The following is a 21,620-nucleotide window of genomic DNA, read 5'->3' on the forward strand; positions in this document are numbered from 1 at the left end:
CTAGAAGGAGAATCGCGCTTGTCATACGAGAACTTTCTTCAGGAATTTGCCACCGCACAAGGCGTAGGCAGCGTTGAAGAACTGTTATCCGACTACTCACAGCGCTATGCGTTTCAGATTAACAGTAGGGATCGTGCCAAAAAAGTAATCTCACGCCTTGTTGACGAGTTTGGTATCACCTTTCCCGGCAAACGCGTTCTTGATGTCGGCTGCGCCTATGGCAGCTTTTCGATAGAAATGGCCAAAGCTGGCGCCATCGTAGTCGGCGTTGACATCAGCGATAAATGGTTGCGCTTGGCGGAGATTAATGCTTCTGGAGAGGCTGAGGTACCTTTTGTCAATTGCGATGCATCAAGTTACAGGGCATCACATGAACTTTCAGGTTATGGGCCGTTTGACATATTTATTGTGAATGATGTTTTTGAACACATCCATGACACCGTTGGGCTGATGGAGACAATTAAGAAGCTATCATCTCCAGGCGCAATAGTATATTTTAAAATTCCAAATGGTCACGCTACCAGGCATGTTCTTCTCGAGGGGCATAAAAAAGTATTTGGAATCTCCTTGCTCCCCCCTGATTACTGGCATCTATTTATTAGTGCTCCGTTCCATATATACTACCGTAGATGGGGCCATTTTCAGTCTATATTCGACTACTATGGTTTTTCGGAAATTCGCCATGTTAGAGAAATCCGGGATCCAGACATCGAGACGACAAGACGTCACATTGTCAACGATGTGAATAAAATTCGACGTTTTCTGAAATCAGAAAATTTTGATGATGTGCGTCAACTCTCCGTGCTCAGGAGGGCGTGCCGTTACTACTATGACGAAGTCGCAAGCGACATCGAAACATTAGAGTGGGAACCCTTGTGGTCGAAGTACCGCCAAACATTCTGGGAGGGGGTTGCAGTTCTGAGCCAGAGATAAAAGAATGACCGCATCAATATTAATCGATTCGATACATTTTCTGGAAAGTGCGGGAAGAATATTGCGATGTAGCTATTCATTGGGGATGACCTACCTCCCGGTCGGCCCTCGTCATAACGAGAGTCTGCCAGTTTCTGACGTCACACTGACGTGCCTCCGGCGCATTCGGTCCGCCGTGAGTATCACCCCCGGGAGATTCCCCAGCCGGGTGGTCCAAAATCGGGTTCCACGTCAGCCGGAGGAAACACGGGGCTCAGGTCAAGTCGGTAAAACTCGTGCACAGTATCCGACGCTCTCTTAGGAAAAATAGAATTCTACATTTATATACAAATAGACAATCTCTGATTTCTAGGAATTTCAGTCATTCGCTCTATTCTGCCTTGAGTAGGCGCGCCACAGCCCTCGCGTGTCGATACTCTTTTTAGACCGGATGACCTCCGGTTCGATCGCCTTGAACTCCCGGTGATCCACCAGGAGGGCGAGCACATCGGCATTGTTCACGGCCTCTTCCATGGCGATCAGTTTCGCATTGGGAAGAGAGAGGCGCGGTGGCAGTTGCGCGATGTTGGGCTCGACCAGCATGACCTCGCCATCATGCTTTCTGCACAGGGCCTCGACAATCTCGATTGCCGGGCTTTCGCGAAGGTCGTCGGTATCCGCCTTGTAGGCAAGGCCAAGGCACGCGATGCGGTCTCCGGGGGAGGCAAGGGCCATGATCTTGTCGACGACGAAGTCCGGCTTGCGGTCATTGACCTCGCGCGCCGTGCGCATGAGCGGCGCGGTCTCGCCGGCCGCGTGAACGATGAACCAGGGGTCGACGGCAATGCAGTGGCCGCCAACGCCGGGGCCTGGCTGAAGGATGTTGACGCGCGGATGGTGGTTCGCGAGGTCGATCACCTCCCACGCGTCGATGTCGAGACCGTCGCACACCATGGACAGCTCATTGGCGAAGGCGATGTTCACATCGCGATAGGCGTTTTCGGTCAGCTTGACCATTTCCGCCGTGCGCGCATCGGTGGGAACAATCTTGCCCCGAACGAAAATGCCGTAAAGGGCGGAGGCCGCCGTGGTCGCGGCCTTCGTGAGGCCGCCGACAATGCGGTCATTCTCGACCAGCTCGGTCATCATGCGCCCGGGAATGATGCGCTCGGGGCAATAGGCCATGAGAATGTCGCTTGCGTCCGACCCGTCCGCCGGGAAGGCGAGATCCGGTCGCGCGGCGGCGAGGGTGGCGGCCAGCCGCTCCAGGGTGCCGACCGGAGACGTGGACTCCAGGATGATCAGGTCGCCAGCCTTCAGAACAGGCGCAATGGAAACGCCCGCCGCATCGACATAGGACAGGTCCGGCGCGCGATCGGCCGTCAGCGGCGTGGGAACGGCGATGATGAAGGCGTCGGCGGGTTCCGGCTGCAAGACCGCCCGCAGCCTGCCCTCCTGCACCGTGCCGCGAACCATGGCGTCCAGCTCGGGCTCGAAAAAGTGGGCACGGCCTTCGTTGATCTCGCTCACCGCGGTGGCGTTCACATCGACGCCGACAACCTCAACGCCCCGGCTGGCCAGAACAGCCGCGGTGGGCAGGCCGATGTAGCCCAGGCCGATCACGCTGACGGTTCCATAGCTCTGGTTCATTTCATGCTTCCTTTTCGCAAAACGGGCCGGGTCACGCCTCGCGCGTCGACCGTTGCAAGAGGGTGTCCCTGATCCGGCCGCTCGCCCGGCCGTCGCCATAGGGATTCTGCGCCCGGGCCATGGCCTGATAGCGATCCGTGTCCGTCAGAAGCGTCGTGACCCGGTCCCGGATCCGCTCCGCCGACGAGCCGACGAGCTCGGCGCAGCCAGCGGCAATGCCCTCGGGCCGCTCGGTGACGTCGCGCATGACGAGGACGGGCTTGCCGAGGCTCGGCGCTTCCTCCTGAACGCCGCCGGAGTCCGACAGGAGCAGGTGGGCCCGATCCATCAGTCGGATAAAGCGGCGGTATTCCTGAGGCTCCGTGAGGAGCACGTTGGGATGCCCCTTCACGATCTCGAACACGGGCTTGCGCACACGCGGGTTGAGGTGGACGGGATAGAGAAAGCCAACCTCGGGATGGTCGCGGGCGAGGGTGGAGATGGCACGGCAGATGTTCTCGAAGCCTTCGCCGAAGTTCTCCCGGCGGTGGCCGGTGATCAACACGAAGCGGGGGTGACGTGCCAGGAACTCCGTGATGTCGGACGCCATCTCGGGCGGATCGGCCCGGACGCTCTCGGCCGTTCTCAGCAGGGCATCGATGCCGGTGTTGCCCGTCACGACGATGTCGTCTTCGGCGACGCCTTCCTTGCGCAGGTTGTCGGCGGCGCCCTGCGTGGGGGCGAAGTGCACCCCGGCGACAAGACCCGCGACACGCCGGTTCAGCTCTTCCGGGAAGGGGGCCTGAAGGTCATGGCTGCGCAAGCCGGCCTCGACATGGCCGACCGGTATGCTGAGATAGAACGCGCAAAGTGCCGCCACCATGACCGTGGTGGTGTCGCCCTGAACGAGGACCCAGTCCGGTTTCAACCGCTTGAGCTCAGCCTCTATCTTGAGAAAGAGATTGCCGCTCAGCGAGGCCAAGGTCTGGTCAGGCTGCATCACCGCAAGATCGAGATCCGGCTTCAACCCGAAGTCGGCAAGCGCACGTTCCAGCATTTCCCGATGCTGGCCTGTCGATACCAGGGTGCAAGAAAATGCCTTATGCTCGCGAAGGGCATGGACAAGCGGGGCCATCTTCACGCCCTCGGGGCGTGTTCCGACGATTACGACAACATGGATCATCCCGGGGCACGATCTCCATTCAATGGGGGGGCTGTTCAAAGAGTATGCGCGCCATTGATGACGTTGATATCTCCCATGTGCGCGATCGCGCGTGGTGCTGACCGGCGGCTGCAACTTTGGCTCGCTCGGCTGGGTCGCGGGCCAGTCTTTCCATTTGATTTGCGAGCGTGTCAACGTCATGTGAAGGCACAAGGCAGGCGTTTCCACGGCCTCCCACCAATTCGAACAAGGCAGGGAGATCCGAGACAACCACCGGTTTACCGGTCGCCATTGCCTCAAGCGGTTTCAGGGCGGGCACCAAGCGCGTCAGCGGCATATCAATTCTTGGATACACGAAGATGTCGCACAGGCGATAATATTGTGGGACCTCTGCGAAAGGAACCCGGCCGACAAAGCGCACGCGGGGAACGATGCCTAATTCACCCACGCGATCACCGGCTTGACGTGCGACCGGACCATCGCCGACCAGAAGCAGGTGCGCATCAACGCCGCGCGAGACAATCTGGCCAAAGGCTTGGATCAAGTCATCTATCCCTTCATAGGCTTCCATCGACCCAATAAAACCAAATATCAGGCTATGCGGCGGGAGCTCCAGCCGCTGCCGCAGGCCCTCGGGCTCCGGGCCCGGAGAAAAGCGGTCAATGTCGACACCGTTCGGCAGTATGGTTATCCGATTGCCAGGCACACCGCGATTCATCAGTTCCTCCTTCACAGGGGAGGAAATGGCAAAGACGCCGGTTGCCTCGCTCGCAACTCGGGTTTCTAGCTGGCGTGATAGATGGAAGCGTTCCGTCTGCTCCCAACCTCGCATCTTCGAGGCGCTGGTAAACTCCCAAAGGCCGCGAATGTCATAGAAGAACGGCCGGCCGGTGCTGCGTGCCGCGATCAATGCGGGAAGGGCGTTCACATGATTCGAGCCTGCGATGACGACAGTTGGATTTTCCTGCTCAATAATGCCGGAGAGCTGATCCGCAGCGCTTTCAATGTAGACTGATGAGGGGGTCTCTCCGACGGAAAGTCCGCGCAGGTGAAGGTAGCGCACCCTCTCGATTTGCTGCTCCAGTGCAGCCTCCATCATGGCCCGGCTATCTCGACGGTCCCAAGGGTAACCAGGTCTTGTTACACAGGTGACGTTGAAGCCCTGCTTGCTCAAGGCAAGCAGAAGACTGTGCGTTCTGGTGGCATAGCCCGATGTGTGGTGTGGCAGGCTGAGGTGGGAAACATAGAGGATTCGGTTTGACGGGGCGTCTGCTAAATAACCGATGTTGATCGAAGGGAGCGACGGACCATCTCTTAGAAGCTTGTATTCGTCCAGTATCTTCTGTCGGGCTAGGTGTCGCCCCCCAGGATGCTTTTGCAGCATATCTGCTGGTTCACTGAGGTTACCTGCGCGATAGAGCAGGAAAGCTGCCTGCTCGATTATGGCGGGCGAGGCATTGAGGCTCATCGCGAGGCGCACCAGAGAAGCTCCGAGAGCTGGGTGCCCGGAGACTGTCAGCTCGGCGGCTTGAAGAAGGCTTTCTGCCTGCTGCTGAGCGGGCAGCTCGCTTTCTGCGAGACAGGCGGACAGTCTGGTAATGTCGGCAGTGTCCGCATGGACGAGATCGAGAGTGAGGAGCCGCTGTCGTGTAGAGGCGGGCAATTTATGACGCGACTCGCGTTCAAATGCGACTCCAGCAGTTGCATGACTTGCTCGCCGGTCCAATCGGTGCATCTGATAGAGGCGCCAGGGCAACGCCAGCGCATCCTTCAGGGATGACCTAGCGCGTATCACCAGTTCCCCAACTTGATAGGTCACGGTCGCCTGAAGTGCTCGGACATAGCGATCCTGTGCGTCATCGTCTTCCATCGTCAGCTTCTTCGTCCGGTCAGGAGGGGGAACCGGGCCAATATTTCGCACAGCGTTCGTTTCAGCCAGCGGTGCCTTACTAAGACAAGGGGAGCTAGATCATCTGCGCCATGGGCACAATAGAGCCGGGTTGCCAAGCGTTGCATCCTTCGATTTTTGAATCGATGTCGAGCAGCGAAGACATACCCTTTTGCACGAGATCGTGCATTGTTTGAAATACGGAGGGTGGAGTGATTGTTGAAAAGGAAGTAGTTTTGTAAGTCAAAGTATATATTTTTAGCGACATATAGGACGTCATCGTACATGAGCCAATCTTGTGACGCTGGCGTTTTATGAAATACTATATGTTGAGCAGCACGACGTCCAAATGTCACCCCGCCAAGAGGGCCGATACGATTGATGAAACGCTGAAATGACAGAAGACGCTGTACTGAAGAACCAACCTTTTGAGGCTGGTTGGCCGACCAAAAAGAGACCACGCCATTGTTAGCGATAATGAGGCGCGACGTCACGATCATGTCTGGTGCCGGCTCCTGTGCGGTGGCGCGAATGATGTTGGCTATCCATTCATGACCCAGCAAATCGTCAGAATCATGAAAGTGGATATACTGCCCGGTGGATTGTGCGAAGCCCCTTTGACGGGCACCTGGAGCTCCCATCGGAGAATTGTTGCGAAGCAGTCTGATATTAGAAGAATTGACAATCTCTAAGGGAGGTTGGCTGCCGTCATCAACAACAATGACTTCAACATCACACCGATCCATCATCTGCAAGGTCAATTGCGAAAGGAGCCGATCGAGCATCTCCTGGCGCTGGAGACAAGGAATGACGATGGAAAGTCGCATGGGCCCAATTCTTCTTCGTCTGCGTTTCTGCACAATCTAGGCGGCGCTCTACAATATACTCAAGCGTCCCGGTCTTCTGGGGACGTCCGCCCAGTTTTCTACGTAGTCTCTTTTGCTGCCGAGCGCCAACTGGACCGGTGTCTGACAATGCGACCTGTCTGCTCTAATCGCAGCGGACACGCTGTCCGTTGTGTCAAAGCACCTATGCGGCTTGGGGAAAAACTGCTGCATGCCATTGCGGCTCGCGCGATCACGAGACGATAGCGACACGCATCATGCCTAGCTTGTCCTTTCAATGGAGACAATACGCGGAAGGCCGCCGCGCGTGCCTACTCAAATTTAGGTCGCGCGCCAACGGCCGCCGATCAAAGATCCGTGGTTTCGTCGAGCATGTCTTCGCGCAGCAGAAATCGAGGATGGGCCTGTTGGTGCGCACGATTGGAATGGCGCGGGCCAGGACCAAGATCGGCATGGCCAATCCCGCCTACAACCTGACCCGCTTCGTCTGGCACCAGGGGAGAACTGCGCCCGCATGAGGGGAGGGCGACCAAAGACGCCGCCGCGACGCCGAAATCGGCAATCCACGTCAGCCCAAGCAGCAGTCAGCGCCGCGCTCTACACGGTGACAGCACTCGTCTCGATTCTCACGGGCCGGAGAAGCCGGTAGTTCGAGATGTCCAGGTGCCATGACGGTTCATCAAGTGCTCAAGATTGTGGTGCTGCACTGCAGGAACGCCGCCCAGTCCATGCTGGTGAACTGGCTGCCCTGGACGGAATGGACCAGAATCTTGCTCTTCGGCTTTCGACGCCAAACCGCCATAAGCAACGCCTGCAGCACGACGACTGCCTCGCAGCTGATCAGATCCTTGAAGCCCTCAAGGGAAGCAACGTCAAGCCCCGCAAAATACAGATCGAGCGCCCGGTGGTAATGTAAATCTGAAATTTTCTATCTTGATCGAAATAGCCGGACGCCAGGGTTCTCGCCGTTGGTAAATTCAACGCCTTCTGCTTCGAGTGCGCTTCTAAGTTTACTCTGGGTTTCAATTGACACACTGGGGACGTTCCTACCTTCGCTTTCACAGCGCTTTACCGTTGGAACTGATACTCCCGCTCGACGGGCAAGCTCTGTCTGGGAGATGCCGATCAAGGCGCGCGCCGCTCGCATTTGTCCTGCTGTCACCAATCGTCGTTGATCCCTTTGGCTCATTCAGTTATGATCCAAAGGGATCAATGCCTTTGGACGCTTGTTCCGAAGTGCGGCTAGACGAGTGTTGTGCCACTGCGCCTAGCCTGACCAAAACCCAAGCTGTCAGGAGCTCGGATCATGGCTGATTCTGAGATTAGCACGAGTCTGTCTACCGTCACCCGTCGAAGGTTGCTAGCTGGAACGGCATTGGCGGTTGCCATATGGCCAAACCAAGCAGGCGCGGATCCCCGCAATCCACCGGCCATGGCCGTGTTTGATCCGGCTCTGGCGATCTGGCGCGACTGGAGGGTGGCGCGTAGCAAAACCCTGTCCGCCTGTCAGCGGCAGCAGCGCCTTGAGCGCGTGTTGTTGGAACGCATGCGGTGCCGGAGGGGACGGACTGACGCTTCGACCGGGGAGGGAGTTGTTGGCGCCAAGGCGCGGGGAGGGGACGTCGTCCTGCCTGCAAGCGGGTGTGATGATATCGATGCTGGCAGAGATAGCGGACTCAACCGCTCGTCTTGCCAGGCCGGGTGGGATGCAGAAGACCGGCGGATTGGATATTCTGAGGCTCGGCGGGCGGAATGTGTGGCGGCTGATCGGGAGCAGGCGGTGCTGCAGCTCTTGATGGGGAGCTCCGCTACCACGCTGGCCGGCATTTTGGGCAAGCTTGATGCTGTCATCTGCGAGGGTGCCCCGTCTGACGACAGCGGTGAGTTTCCCTGGCCGCAATTGCGCGGCGTATGGGAGGATTTGCGGCGTGTTGGCCAGGCTCTGCAGCCGGACATTTTTGCCGGCAGGGAGTTTGGCGAGGCGATATCTGACAAGAGGGAACTGGGCGAGAGGGGCGTCGATATGGTGGATATGTTGGACGCAATGTCTGCAGACGTGTGATCTGCGAAAAGCGCGCCCGGGCCCACTCACTGTGGCACACTGCCAGTGGCGATGCCTGCTTTGTCTCGTGCCAAGGATCCCGACTTTCGGTAGTCGCCAAACGGCGTCTTGATGTCGCCTTCGGTAAAGCCGTTGATGGCGACGGTGCCGCAGGCGAGCCGGCGCGCGAAATGCATGGCCGGTCGATATCTCGAGTATAGAGCGTCGCATGAAGTCCGTATTCTGTGCTGTTTGCAACGGCCAATGCCTCCTCGAGCCCCGTCACCGGCCGCACACACTTTATCTGCCTGTTGCGACGGCGGAGCGGCTTTTATCGGGGAACCTCTATGATTGGTTTCACCGTGCCGCTATACGCCGCCCTGTACCTGCGCGTTTCTACTGCGCGGTCGAGGCGGGGTTAGGCGTTGCCATTGCGGATGTGGTTCTTGCCCATCAGGCGATAGAAGACGGGCGCGTTATGGTTCCTTTCCGCAAGGCGGTTTCCACCGGCGTGTCATATTTCATTGTGCGTTGGCCGGCGTTGCGCCGGAGGCGGCAGGTTCAGATCGTTGAATCCTGGGTTGTGGATAAAATCGCATCCGCGCAGCGCATCATCGCCAGCTATCAGGAATAACGGCGGCAGACGGGGCGCAAACCTCCGTCAAGATTGTTTGCGCCGCGGCCAAGGGCTCGGCCGGCGTCGTTGAGGCCATCAATATCTTCTTCAGTGTGGCGTGGGCGTGGGGTGCTTTGGCTTTGCTGAGCTTGCTGGAAGACAGGACTGGCGTGAAGCTGGCCATTGAGCGTAGCGCCAGTTCCTGTCGTCCGACGAAGGCAGTGGCATACTTGATTGGGTCGAGCAGGCTCAACCTCAGGTGCCGGCAGCTATTTGGCCGGTTACGTCCAATGGGTGCAACCATAGTGGTTGTGTCTGCTATTCTGAGTTGGCATTATGTAATCTCTGGATTCATGAAGAAGCGTCCTTTCCGACGTGTTTGCGGATTGGACAGTCGCTTGAGGGATCGGTGGACGCTGTTCTCGAAGCTGCAATAGTGGTGGGACCTGCGACCGGCTGGCGGGAAGAATGGGGCAGGGGTGGAGCAACACGAAGAAGATCTCCGTCGACAAGATGGCGAGGGGGCAACCCAAACAGTGCCGCAGTCGATGCAAGTCGGCATGCCGACGAATAGCGTACCAGAGGCGGGGCCGAGTAGGGCTGCTTCCAGACGCGTGCGGCTGCGGGTTGTGCGGGATACAGAGTCGGACTATCTCGCTGCACTGGCGCTTGCCAAGGCCCTACACGCGCGAACCCTTTTTCACGACCTCCCATTTAGCGAGGCAAAGGCGAGGGCGCTCTTTCGGCGGGCGATCGACCGACCTGAGCGCTGCTGCCTAATCTTTGCGGAGATGCCCTGGTATGGCCAGCAAGATTGCGAGACCGAAGCAAGGTCAACGGATCGCGGTTGGGCCGGTTTTGTTGCCGAGACTGGAGGACCCGCGCCGGACAGTGAAATGCCGGAGCCGACCGGCCTTGCAGGTTTCGCCTATGTCCAGACGGGTGAGCATTTTTTGGCTGGCGGCAATCTGATCGCGACGGTCCTTGCAATCGGCATCGCCCCCCGGGTTGCCGCCGCGCAGTTGGGCGGCCGCGTGGCGCTCAGGCTGGTCAAGGCACTACGGCAATGGTCAACAAGGAGAGGCTGCAAGCATCTTCTCGTTCACGCAACAGGTGGGATAGAACCGGCGAGAACGGACAGGTTCTTTCGCCGCTGCGGGTTTAAGGTATCGGGTGGGAATTATATGTGGACCGTTCTCGATGACTAAGTTCCATCATGCATTCATAGGTCTTTGCGATGAAAATGGAAGATAATAAAAGTAATAATAGTTATACGTCCTGGAATGATCAGGATTATGAAGGTTTTTCGAAAGATCTTGGCCGTATAGCAATAAAATCTTCGGTGTTTTCATTTTTATTTACATGTGGTTTGTGTTTTATATTATTCTTCATGTTTCATGGTAGGGAATATTTTGTTGATTATTTAAAAATTATTATGATAAAGCCTGTTAATATTAGATTTGAAGATCTAAATAAATACGATTCAATATCTGGATATGTTTATATTATTTCTCTAATTTCATTTGCAACGTTTACATCTTGGATGGTCTACAAAATTAGCAAGCGCTATATTCATTATTGGGGGTGGCGAGATGATAATTATAAACCAATTGGTCGAAATGCTTTATGGGGGGCTTTTTTCAGATTAATATTTTCATGTTTTTTTGTTTATACGTTTTATTTTTATAATTTAGAGGTAAGTGAAAAAAAGTATATAGGTTATCGCGTTTTTTTCTTGTTTTATTCATTTCCATTTTTGTCGTCGTTGGCTGTGGTGCCTATCGGTATTTTTATGTCCGACATTGTGATTGCTATAGCAAAATATAGATTTCAAAATATAGAAAAGTAAAACCATGGAGAGGTTTATGCCTACAGATAGTCCGAATGGCCGAGGGAATCCATTTACCGCCTCAGAGATTAGCGCGATCTCGCTGAGCGCTGTTCGCGCAACTACTGTTCAGGTCATGGATCAAGTGGCGGGCGTTCCTCATTCTGGCCGGTATGGGGTTGGTTTTTCTGCTACCGTCGGGTTGGTCGATGTGGCGACAGCAGTTCGGCACGGCAATCAAGAAGAAGTAATAACCCAATCTGGCGGATACATTGGGGGTATAGTGGGTGGATTCTATGGCGGCGCTCTGGCGGGCGCAGGAGTTGCAGCGTTTACGGCCAATCCAGTGTTAATTGGCGTGTCAGCAATTGTAGGTGGGACTTTCGGCGCAGTTTGGGGCGAGAGCGCGGTGGAGTCCGCTATCAGGGGTGTGTACTCAGCACTTGATGGCCCTCCACAAGATGATGGTCGAACTGCTACAGTTGTTACTAGAGATAATGATGGTAATGTTACAGTAGAAGATCATAGATATGTTGGGAGTCATCTAAATGGAACGATGAGAACAGAGAGAATTGTCTATGATAAAGATGGAAATATAATCGAAGGGAAGAGTAGATTCTATTGGAACGCTTATAATGGAATGAAGGCAATTCAAGATTTTCGCGATTTTTCAAAAAAAAATGGTATTGAAGATCCAAGATCATGTTTTCCAGGTTTTGTTGATGTGTTGACCGAGGATGTTTCACGTAAGATAGAAGATTTACGTGTGGGAGATTTGGTTTATTGTTTTGATCAGTTTGCCGATATTGGGCGCGGATGCCTGGTTCTTAAGCGGGTTAATCGTATTTTTACCGATATTACACACGAGTGGCTTCGGCTTACCTGGACTGAAAACGGTGAGCAGAAGGAGCTTGTGACGACACCTGGCCACCACTTTCTCGATCGGTTCGGCAATTTCCCGCAGATCCAGACGATGCTTCGTGACGGGTATGCCGTGGTCATTCTCGCGGACGGATCGGAGGCAACCGTGACAGCCGAACGGATCGTCTATTCTGCAGAGACGGCGCACCTGTTCGAGGAAGCTGAAGGCTGGGTCGCGGCGGAAGTGGGCGATCTCGCCTTGCAGCCCGTACGAAAAAAGGGTTGGAAGACCTACAATTTCGAGGTCGAGGATTATCACACCTACGTCGCCGGCGGTGTTCGCGTCCACAATATTTCCGAGCCCTACGCTCATGACGGCCTAGCGATAGAGCACAACAATAATCGGGATTACGTCGTCGTTCCGAGATCGCTTGACTCAAGGCCTGGTGCTCCGGTTGATGAGATCAGTATCTCTCCGGACGTCGCTGCATATGCGCGCGCACAATTTTCATATGGATATGCAAATTCCGGCCCTGGGCAGGTCGCTATGGCGTCGATGGCGCTAGGGATTAAGACTGGGACATTTGACAATGCGATCTTCGGGCGGATGTACAGCCGGACGGTTGGTCCGGCTGTTACGCCTCACGAAGTCAACCGGATGGAGTATTCTCGGCGCGTTGCCTATGAGAGGGCCGAAGCTCAGGGTGATGACAGTATCGGCTGGGCGAACATGCCCACCGCGCTGGAGGGAGGCCATTTCAACAACGCAGCGCAAACAGGCGTCGGAGCTGGTGGCGTCGGTGACTACAACAATGATGGTTATGTTTCTCCGCACGAGTTGAGTCGGGCGCAGGCAGAGGGCAGGTTCGGCGGCACGAGCTCCTCCGAGCCCGCCGGTGCAAAGCCACTGCTCATAGATCTTGATGGCGATGGTATTGAGATTTCGCCGATGGATCATTCCGTCACCGAGTTCGACTTTGATGATGACGGCTTTGTCGAGCGCACCGCCTGGGTCGGGGCAGACGACGGAATTCTGGTTTGGGATGAGTTCGAGGACGGTCGGATTTCGCGCGCGGCGGAGATCGCTTTTGCCGAGCTTACCGAGGATGACACGGATACAGACCTGACCGCCTTTTCCGAGGTGTTCGACAGCAATGATGACGGCGTTTTCAGTTCATTGGACGCGCTGTGGTCCGAATTTCGCGTCTGGAGGGATGCGAACAGCGATGGTGTTGTCGATCCCGGCGAGTTGCAGACATTGGATGAAATCGGAATCACCGAGATCAATCTTGTTCATTCGACGGAAAATGCCGTCGCTCTGCTCGATGGTTCGGCCATCCACGCTTTCACTGAAGCGACCAGGCGCCGGCCGGATGGTTCGACGGAGACGCTGTCAGTTGGCGATGTGACACTGGCTTATTCCACGCTCGGCGTCCGGCGTAGCACGGATGAGAACGGCAATGAGATCGTCACTTATGAGGGCGCTGGCGGGACCGACGATGGCAACACCATGCGCAGGGTCCTGGCGGATACCGATGCGCCGGATTTCGATCTCGGCGCCGACAGCGAAGATTCGAATGGTGAACTTGTCGCAAGCGACTGGTCCTCGGCGATCGGCAATTCCGCGGCTAACCAGCTGGACGCCTCAGAAAAGCTTGAGGACGTTCTGCTGGAAGGTGGGGGCGGCGACGACACCCTGCTCGGCGGGGCCGGTCATGACATTCTGATCGGTGGCGACGGGGCCGACGCCCTTTTTGGCGGATCGGGCAACGATACTCTGGTGATCGACGCGGCCGATCTTGCGCGCACGATCGATGGCGGTGAAGGCTACGATACCCTTGTTGTCGAAGGGGGCTTCGGCGTCACCCTGACCTTGAGTGCCTTCAACGCGGAAGCCGCGGTCGGAACTGATGAGAACGACACGCTGATTGGCGATGACGACCGGCTGCTGGTGTTCAGCGAGGCGGCGACGGTTAACCGAAATGGGACGGTCGCCGCGGGATGGGTACCAGTTGGCTACCATCTCGATGGTGGGGATGGGGATGATGCTCTGTCTGGTGCTGCGAATGCCGACCGTCTGCTCGGTGGCGAGGGAGCTGATCTGCTCAGCGGCAATGGTGGCAATGACACGATCATTGGCGGGGCTGGCGACGATGTCCTGCGCGGGGGCGCCGGCAATGATGTCTATATCTTCAATCGCGGTGATGGAGACGACATTGTAACGGATACTGGCAGCAATCCACGCGGCGGAGATGTACTCTCGTTCGGCGGAGGGATTAACCTTTCTGACTTGGTGCTTACGCGCATTGGCAATGATCTCAGAATTTCTTTCGTTCCTGAAAGTGCTGAAGATGCCGTGGTTTCAGAAGAGCTTGGGCTTGCCGAGCTGTCCGGGACGATCACTGTGCGCGACATGTTTGCCAGCCAGTTCAACCGAATAGAGTATTTGAATTTTTCTGATGGAAAGAGTGTTGCTCTTGGAAGCATCCAAGCTTTCGAGCAGGCTGACATCGTGACATCGCTGCCTATCGTTGACCTTACCGCGCTTTATCGAAATGAGATGATTGCGAGGCAAAGTAGCGACCACGCTTCAATATTCATGGCTTCAAATGCCATTGATGGAAATGTATCTGTTAGCTCTTTCAACTCTACAAATTCTGGTGAAGCAGAGTGGATAGAGATTGATCTTGGTCGTTCGCGATATGTCACGTCCGTGGATATCCTCAACCGCGGTTACGATTCTTCTTACGCGCGGCTCAACGGGGCGATTGTATCGATCCTCGACGAAAACAGGAATGAGATACACAGTTTCGATCCAATAGCTGACGCTGGGAATGGTGCGTGGCTTGACTTCCTACTCCCTGAGCTGGCGTTTGCTCGTTACATTCGCATATCTCACAGTGATCAGTATCTCCATGTCGCGGAAGTACGGGTGAATGGGCATGATGTAGAGACACTACCTTCTGCCTGGCTTGACGGTGGGGGAAACAGTGACCTTCTCGAGGGAGGGCTGGGTCACGATTTTCTCAGTGGCCGAGATGGTGATGATGCGCTGAGCGGTGGATATGGGCACGACTGGTTAAACGGCGGAGATGGGGCGGACACGTTATCGGGCGAAGAAGGCAACGATCACCTCTTAGGTGAGGTCGGCGATGATACGCTTTCGGGCGGAGCGGGCGATGACCGTCTCGACGGCGGATCTGGGAATGATGCCCTGGATGGCGGTGCCGGTGATGACCTCTACGTGTTCAATCGCGGTGACGGCAGTGACACAATCACAGATGCATCGGGTGACGATGCGATTGTCTTTGGCGGTGGCATCACGCTTGGCGACATCCGGCTTGCCCGCACTGGCGATGATCTTGTTGTCACAATTAAGGGCGATGAGGAGGAGAGCGACGAGACACTGACGCTGACCGACTGGGGCACGTTGGACAGTCGGATCGAACGGCTTGTTTTTGCCAATGGTGAGTGGATTGATTTTGCCCGCTTTGCTGCAACGAGCTCCAGTGATCCTGCTTTGGACCCTGCCATTGTTGACCTGACGGCGCTGCATCGGGCAACGATAACGGCTCGCCAGAGCAGCTTGAACAATCCGCAGTATCTTCCTGAACGCGCCATTGATGGAAACGAGGACACGAGCCAGTATGCGGTGACGAACGCTGGGACTTCCGAATGGATCGAGGTTGATCTTGGTCGGATGTTCGGTCTGACGTCGATCGACATTCTCAATCTGTCGAACCCTTACTATGCGCGCTTGAACGGTGCGGTTCTCACGCTTTTGGATGAGGATCGCAACGAGATACACAGTTTCGATCCGATCTCGGACGCTGTGAACGGTGCGTGGAAATTCTTCGAGCTGGATGAGATGATGTCTGCACGTTATGTGCGGCTGTCACATAGCAATCAGCATCTCCACATCTCTGAGATCCGTGTAAATGGTATTGATGCGCCCGTTCAACCAGCTGTTTGGCTGGAGGGCGGAGCTGATGCCGACACGCTGAACGGTGGAGCCGGGCACGATTGGCTCAACGGTGGAGATGGGGCCGATACGCTATCAGGCGGTGATGGAGACGATCATCTTATCGGCGAAGAGGGCGATGACACGCTTTCAGGAGGTGAGGGGTCTGATCGGCTCGACGGCGGATCTGGGAATGATGCCCTGGATGGCGGTGCCGGTGATGACCTCTACGTGTTCAATCGCGGTGACGGCAGTGACACAATCACAGATGCATCGGGTGACGATGCGATTGTCTTTGGCGGTGGCATCACGCTTGGCGACATCCGGCTTGCCCGCGTTGACGATGATCTTGTCGTCACGATCAAGGGCGATGAGGGGGAGAGCAACGAGACACTGACGCTGACCGACTGGGAGACGTTGGACAGTCGGATCGAGCGGCTTGTTTTTGCCAATGGTGAGTGGATTGATCTTGCCCGCATTGCTGCAACGAGCTCCAGTGAGCCTGCTTTGGACCTTGCCATTGTCGATCTGACGGCGCTGCATCGGGCAACGATAACGGCTCGCCAGAGCAGCTTGAACAATCCGCAGTATCTTCCTGAATGCGCCATTGATGGAAACGAGGACACGAGCCAGTATGCGGTGACGAATGCGGGAGCTTCCGAGTGGATTGAGGTTGATCTTGGCCGGATGTTCGGCCTGAAGTCGATCGACATTCTCAATCTGTCAAACCCATACTATGCGCGCTTGAACGGTGCTGTTCTCACGCTTTTGGATGAGGATCGCAACGAGATACACAGTTTCGATCCGATCTCGGACGCCGTGAACGGTGCGTGGAAATTTTTCGAGCTGGATGAGATGATGTCTGCACGTTATGTGCGGCTGTCACATAGCAATCAGTATCTTCACATCTCTGAGATCCGTGTAAATGGCATCGATGCGCCCGTTCAGCCTGCGGTTTGGCTGGAGGGCGAAGCCGATGCGGACACGCTGACGGGCTCAGCCGGTGCCGACATGCTTATCGGCCGCGATGGCGATGATACGCTTTCGGGCGGAGCGGGCGATGACCGTCTCGACGGCGGATCTGGGAATGATGCCCTGGATGGCGGTGCCGGTGATGACCTCTACGTGTTCAATCGCGGTGACGGCAGTGACACAATCACAGATGCATCGGGTGACGATGCGATTGTCTTTGGCGGTGGCATCACGCTTGGCGACATCCGGCTTGCCCGCACTGGCGATGATCTTGTTGTCACAATTAAGGGCGATGAGGAGGAGAGCGACGAGACACTGACGCTGACCGACTGGGGCACGTTGGACAGTCGGATCGAACGGCTTGTTTTTGCCAATGGTGAGTGGATTGATCTTGGCCGCTTTGCTGCAACGAGCTCCAGTGATCCTGCTTTGGACCCTGCCATTGTCGATCTGACGGAGCTGCATCGGGATGAACTGATTGTTACTCAAAGTTCCAACCATAGTGGAACATCGCCGCAGATCCTTGTTGACGGCAATCTGTCCCTGCAGGCGGTAAATCACACATCCAATGGCGCATCCGAGTGGGTCGAGGTTGATCTTGCTGCAGAATACGCGTTGTTCAGTATTCGTGTTCTGAACATCGGGAATACCAGTGTTCAAGTGTCGGAGCGCTTGAATGGTGCACGACTCGTGTTGCTGGATGAGGACAAGAACGAGATCTATTCATCGGAACCGGTGTCCGACGCCGGCAACGGGGAGTGGGCTGAGTTCGTACTGCCATCATTGACAGCGGCGCGCTATGTCAGGCTTACACATGAAAACCAGTATATCCATATCGTCGAGATCGAGGTAAACGGCGCGGATGTGACTGAAATTCCTCATGTTTGGTTGGAAGGCGAGGGGGTAGACGACGCACTGACCGGCGGCGTGGGCGATGATGTTCTTATCGGTCGTGATGGTGATGACGTTCTGGGCGGAGCATCCGGCGATGATCGCCTGGATGGCGGAAAAGGAACAGATACTCTTACCGGCGGCATAGGCAATGACAGTTTGATTGGCGATCTCGGTGATGATGCGCTTGAGGGCAATGAGGGCAATGATGTCCTTATCGGAGGTCGGGGGGACGACACGCTCGATGGCGGGATTGGTGATGATTTATATCAGTTTGAGAGCGGAGATGGCGACGATGTTATTAACGATCAAGATGGCGATGACGGAATTATTCTCAAGTATGGGGACGTTTCGAATTTTCTGTTGTTAAGAAAGGGGCTTGATTTATTCATAGAGAATTTGTCAGGAAGTGAATCTATAAAAATTAATAATTGGCATGAAGAGGATAATAGAATTGAGAAAATCAGAATCGGTCACGAAGAGTTCGAGATATCTGAAATTGATTTGTTTCTGAACGGCCTTGATGCAGATGCCAGTGGCTCGTTCATGCGAGATGGTGGCGGTGACTCTGGATTATTCCCGGTTCTGGAGTACATAGCCTCGCATTCTGATTTGATGGCGGAGTTTGGGACGAATGTCTCAGGTGGTCTGAATCATTACAGGGTTACGGGCGCGCAAGAGGGGCGTGAAGTAACTTTTAATGGGCTTGAATATATTGCGTCATACGGAGATCTTATTTCTGCGCTTGGAGCGGACGCCGAAGCTGGCGCTCGCCATTATATTGAGTATGGGTTTGATGAAGGGCGTGTTACGACTTTTGATTCGGAAATTTATCTTCGTAACTATGCGGATCTGAGAGACAGCTTCGGTCAGGATTTCAAAGCTGCGGCTCTTCATTACTTGGAGTATGGCTATGCGGAAGGGCGAGTAGGCAGCAGTTTGTTAGGTTCTGCCTTGACTGAAGAACAGTGGCAAAGTTTCAGAGCGGAGAACCCTTTTAATGACCGGATGGAAGGATCGGAAGAAGCAGACTGGATAGATGGGCATGCAGGCGACGATATACTGATCGGCCGAGCCGGAGATGACATTCTTCTAGGTGGAACTGGAGCTGACTGGCTCTTGGGTGGCGCAGGGAAAGATGCTCTTCACGGCAGCTCAGGCAATGATGTGCTTGAAGGTGGGGCAGGCAATGATCTCTTGGTCGGTGGCCAAGGTCGTGACAGCTTTGTGTTTCGAGGTGAGATCGGTCAAGATTGGGTTTCAGACTTTGATACCCGCGAAGAGGTTGGCGATATTATTGAAATATCGAAAAGCTTATTTTCTGATTTTAATGCCTTGATCTACGCTGGTTACGAGTGGGATGGAAATACGACTTTTTGGATCAACGCTACAGACGCGATAACCCTTCAAGGAATACAGAAGATTGATCTTTCAAGGGAGCACTTCCTGTTCGTCGAGGGGACATGGGTCGGCCAGACAATTTCTGGCACGTCGGCCGCGGACACGCTGGTGGGAGGAGGGAACAACGAGACCTTGATTGGCGGGGCGGGTGACGACACGCTCGATCCTGGTTCAAGTCGGTCCGGATACCAGTACCTCAAAGGTGAGGCAGGAAACGATACGTATTTAATCGGATCTGACAGCGGCGAGGTTTGGATCACTCAAGATGCAGAAGCTCCAGACTCTGGGTTTGACACGATCCGATTCAAGGATCTTTCCATTTCCGATCTTGAGATTGCGCAGGAGGCATACCCAGAGACTGGTGAGGCTTTTGTTCTGAGCTGGGCGCTAGATCATACGCGCGGGAAACTGGTATTGGCAGATCTCGCCGCAAATATCGAGCGGTTCGAGTTTGCCGACGGAACGACCCTGTCGGATATCCACGTTGACGCCTCGGGCAACCTCACCCTCATCGGCACCGATGGCCATGACACGATTGTTGGTGGAGACGGCCGCGACATTCTGGCCGGCGGTTCCGGAAATGACGTTCTGGATGCCGGGGGCTGGACGGTCGATGCGCCGGATGTGTGGCAGATGCTGGCCGGCGGCTCGGGCGACGATACCTACATCATCGGCAGTGACATCGGCCGGGGGATCATCGATCACGGCGGCGAGATCCTCAATGACGGCATGGACACGGTCCGGCTCGAGGACCTGTCGATCGCTGACCTGAACATCGATCTTGCCGATCATCAGAACGCCAACGGCGTGGCGCTTCGGTTCTGGTGGGCGGCGGGGCCAGACCGTGCTGCGGGCGAGTTCCACATTGCGCTCGAAGCGGATCACATCGAACGGTTCGAGTTTGCCGATGGGACAAGCCTGTCAAACATCCACGTTGACGCCTCGGGCAACCTCACCCTCACCGGAACCGATGGTTATGACACGATCGTTGGGGGCGCGGGTGCCGACGAGATGATCGGAGGTCTTGGTGATGATACATTCGCTGGGGGAACCGGCGCGGATACTTTCGTCTTCAACAGCGCCGGTGAAGCGGACAGGATTCTGGACTTTGAGACCGGTGTTGACAGGATTGATATCGGTCTCGGTATCACCAGCTTCTTGCAGATCACGGTGACGGACGACGACCTGGACACGGTCCTGACCTTCGGCAGCAACACCGTGAGGCTCGTCAATTTCGACCATAACGCATTGCAGGAGTCGGACTTTGCTTTCATCTGAGGTCTCGCCGTTGATCTCTTACCGCGAACGAGCTCGAGGTCATCTCGGTGGGTCTGGGCTAAACAGGCGAGGTTTCTGGTAAAAAAAACTTCCGTTTACAGGGGAGCACGTCACGCCCTTTGGCTTGCACCGCGGCTGCAACCGGAGCTTTGTATTCCTTCTGAACTGATGGGGTCGGGGCGGCTCGCTCTCGCGATTACCCCATGTGAATGCCCCGTCTTCGCGGCAAGTGGCATCATCGGCGCGATTAAATTCCACTCCCGATCCGTCAGATCGGTTTCGTAGCGCAGGTGCTCTCGGTTATGCTGGCGACGGTAGCCGGTGTCCACATCCGGTCACTCCGAATAGGCTTCGACACCCAATGCTGATCATGGCCGCGCCAGCTGCTCAACCTTTTCGAGACGGGCTCTAAGATGAGAAGATATCGCCATGTATCGCTTCGACCCGCTCCACTTCCTCCTCAGTGAGCGCATCGAATTCGTTTGTGCGGGCTCGGTTCGAAAGCTTTCCGCCATTCTGGTCGAGAAACCGGAATAGTAGGTCGACAGTGCGATCAGCATATCGACCATGCCTTCAATTCGGCGGCAGAATTCGTCATAGCGGCGCAGGAAGTCCGCCTCATACGGCAGATCATGCTCGATGGTTCGCTTGACACATTCATAAAGAAACTCGGCATGCGGGGTGGCGTCGAAAAAGCGATAGAGATCGGCGGTATCGTTCATAACCCGGACGTTGAAGTTCTCGGTTGGCTCCCAGCGGAGATGGGGCAGCAGGCGTTGTGAATAGGATTCAAGCGTGGCGCGATAGCGGTCAATCTGATCCAGGATGGCTGCCGAGACCGGAAAGACAACGCCGGGCGGATTGTAGCCGCGCTCGGCCAGAACATGATGGATGAGATAGCGGTGTAGACGGCCATTGCCGTCCTCGAACGGGTGGATATAGACAAAGCCGAAGATGGCGGCGGCTATGACGGCATCCATTGTCTGCGCCGGGCCGTGGTCGAAGGCAATCATGCCGGCAAGAAGTGATTGCAGGTCTTCCGGCCGCGCGCTGATGTGATCGGGCAGTGGCAGGCGGGTCTCGCGTTCATGTTCGCCGACAAAGCCGCCTTCGTCGCGAAAGCCGAGTTTGATGAAGCGGGCGTCGCCGATGAAGATGCGTTGCAGGCGTAGCAGTTCGTCCTCGTCAAGCGGCTGTTTGCCTGCTTCTCCGATGGCGCGGCCCCAGCGCTGGATGCGATCCTGCGGTGGCTTTCGCCGTAAGCGGCCGGTTTATGCCGCAGCGACGATTGATGCAGTTTCGGCTGGCCGCCAATGCCAGGGCAGCAGTTCATCG

General features: G+C 55.7%; 6 protein-coding genes and 2 pseudogenes. 2 read left to right on the plus strand and 6 right to left on the minus strand.

Annotated features, from left to right (window positions below; genetic code table 11):
* Positions 1–18: 18 nt before the first annotated feature.
* Positions 19–933 carry a bifunctional 2-polyprenyl-6-hydroxyphenol methylase/3-demethylubiquinol 3-O-methyltransferase UbiG gene (locus RBB46_RS16430; protein WP_306030100.1) on the plus strand — a complete coding sequence of 305 codons (915 nt, stop codon included), beginning with the start codon at positions 19–21 and terminating at the stop codon, positions 931–933.
* A 357-nt stretch (positions 934–1,290) separates the two neighbouring features.
* On the opposite strand, the gene wecC is transcribed toward RBB46_RS16430, so the two are convergent.
* From wecC to RBB46_RS16450, 4 genes are read right to left on the minus strand one after another with little or no spacing between them, the layout of a single operon-like run.
* The gene (wecC, locus tag RBB46_RS16435) at positions 1,291–2,562 is read right to left on the minus strand and encodes a UDP-N-acetyl-D-mannosamine dehydrogenase (RefSeq protein WP_306030101.1); all 1,272 of its coding nucleotides are present in this window, start codon (positions 2,560–2,562) and stop codon (positions 1,291–1,293) included.
* Between the two features lie 31 nt (positions 2,563–2,593).
* The gene (gene wecB / locus RBB46_RS16440; protein WP_336623169.1) at positions 2,594–3,724 is read right to left on the minus strand and encodes a non-hydrolyzing UDP-N-acetylglucosamine 2-epimerase; all 1,131 of its coding nucleotides are present in this window, start codon (positions 3,722–3,724) and stop codon (positions 2,594–2,596) included.
* Between the two features lie 19 nt (positions 3,725–3,743).
* Positions 3,744–5,573: a glycosyltransferase family 4 protein gene (locus tag RBB46_RS16445; protein WP_306030102.1), complete on the minus strand. Its 1,830-nt coding sequence runs from the start codon at positions 5,571–5,573 to the stop codon at positions 3,744–3,746.
* A gap of 2 nt (positions 5,574–5,575) precedes the next feature.
* Positions 5,576–6,418: a glycosyltransferase family 2 protein gene (locus RBB46_RS16450; RefSeq protein ID WP_306030103.1), complete on the minus strand. Its 843-nt coding sequence runs from the start codon at positions 6,416–6,418 to the stop codon at positions 5,576–5,578.
* Between the two features lie 344 nt (positions 6,419–6,762).
* Between RBB46_RS16450 and RBB46_RS16455 the strand changes: the two are divergent.
* Positions 6,763–6,954: pseudogene (locus RBB46_RS16455) on the plus strand (IS5/IS1182 family transposase); the annotation flags it as partial.
* 147 nt (positions 6,955–7,101) lie between these two features.
* Here RBB46_RS16455 and RBB46_RS16460 read toward each other — a convergent pair.
* Both RBB46_RS16460 and RBB46_RS16465 read right to left on the minus strand, forming a co-directional pair.
* A pseudogene (locus RBB46_RS16460) lies at positions 7,102–7,259 on the minus strand (IS3 family transposase); the annotation flags it as partial.
* 105 nt (positions 7,260–7,364) lie between these two features.
* A complete protein-coding gene (locus RBB46_RS16465) occupies positions 7,365–7,625 on the minus strand; it encodes a helix-turn-helix transcriptional regulator (RefSeq protein ID WP_336623170.1) in 261 nt (86 codons plus the stop codon).
* Between the last annotated feature and the right edge of the window lie 13,995 nt (positions 7,626–21,620).

The sequence above is a fragment of the Stappia sp. MMSF_3263 genome (assembly GCF_030733745.1).
In the GTDB taxonomy this organism is placed as follows: domain Bacteria; phylum Pseudomonadota; class Alphaproteobacteria; order Rhizobiales; family Stappiaceae; genus Stappia.

Excerpts from the sequence above, each read along its gene's own strand:
- wecC (WP_306030101.1), bottom strand. The coding sequence starts at position 2,562 with ATGAACCAGAGCTATGGAACCGTCAGCGTGATCGGCCTGGGCTACATC.
- wecB (WP_336623169.1), bottom strand. The coding sequence starts at position 3,724 with ATGATCCATGTTGTCGTAATCGTCGGAACACGCCCCGAGGGCGTGAAG.
- RBB46_RS16445 (WP_306030102.1), bottom strand. The coding sequence starts at position 5,573 with ATGGAAGACGATGACGCACAGGATCGCTATGTCCGAGCACTTCAGGCG.
- RBB46_RS16450 (WP_306030103.1), bottom strand. The coding sequence starts at position 6,418 with ATGCGACTTTCCATCGTCATTCCTTGTCTCCAGCGCCAGGAGATGCTC.
- RBB46_RS16465 (WP_336623170.1), bottom strand. The coding sequence starts at position 7,625 with ATGAGCCAAAGGGATCAACGACGATTGGTGACAGCAGGACAAATGCGA.